Here is a 1246-nt window from a genome sequence, read left to right as displayed (position 1 = left end):
TGCAGGTACAGATACAGCAGTGGTAACAATTGATACCACCGCACCAAATGCACCTGTACTTGATCCAATCAATGCAACTGACCCAGTGAGCGGTACAGCAGAACCTGGTTCAACAGTGACTGTCAGCTTCCCTGACGGTACCACTGCAACAGTGGTAGCAGGCACAGATGGCAGCTGGTCAGTACCAAACCCAGGTAACCTGGTGGATGGCGATACCGTGACTGCAACAGCCACTGACCCGGCAGGCAATATCTCATTGCCAGGTACAGGCACAGTCTCTGCAGACATCACACCGCCGGTGGTTGTACTTGATGATGTGTTGACGAACGACAGCACACCAGCACTCACTGGTACAGTGAACGATCCGACAGCAACAGTGGTTGTGAACGTGGATGGTGTTGACTATCCGGCAGTGAACAATGGTGACGGCACCTGGACGCTTGCAGACAATACACTTCCTGCGTTAACTGATGGTCCACACACCATTACCGTGACTGCAACAGATGCAGCAGGCAATGCAGGTACAGATACAGCAGTGGTGACGATTGATACTAGTGTTCCAGTTGTATCTTTAGATGACTTAACTACTAATGACACAACTCCTGCTTTAACAGGGGTAATTAATGACCCAACAGCCACTGTGGTTGTGAATGTGGATGGCGTTGATTATCCGGCAGTGAATAACGGTGATGGTACTTGGACGCTTGCAGACAATACTTTGCCTGCATTAATAGATGGTCCTCATATTGTAACTGTAACTGCAACTGATCCAGCTGGAAATACTGCTACAGATACAGCTACGCTTACTATTGATACAGTACCTGCAGACCTGATCGGTGCGATCACGATTCCTGAAGACTTAAATGGCGACGGTATCTTGAATGCAGACGAGCTAGGCACAGACGGTACCTTCAATGCACAAGTGGCGTTGGGACCAGATGCAATCGATGGCACAGTAGTGAATATCAACGGTACTAACTACACCGTGACAGCAGCTGACCTTGCAAACGGCTTCATCACCGCAGCGATTCCTGTAACAGGCGAAGGCCCTGTGACCATCCATGCAGAAGCAGTGGATGCACAAGGTAACCTTGATGTTGCAGATGCAGATATCACCGTGACTGTAGATACCTTACCTGCAGACCTGATCGGTGCGATCACGATTCCTGAAGACTTAAATGGCGACGGTATCTTGAATGCAGACGAGCTAGGCACAGACGGTACCTTCAATGCACAAGTGGCGTTG

The 1246-nt window shown here is 49.6% G+C and carries 1 pseudogene; it reads left to right on the top strand.

What is annotated here, in order from left to right:
* Nucleotides 1–10 precede the first annotated feature (10 nt).
* Nucleotides 11–1246, top strand: a pseudogene (locus WBW42_RS18710) (Ig-like domain-containing protein); the annotation flags it as partial.

The sequence above is a fragment of the Acinetobacter sp. LT1 genome, assembly GCF_059800965.1.
The sequence above is the reverse complement of the archived record's forward strand: the minus strand, read 5'-3'. Positions and strand labels throughout refer to the sequence as shown.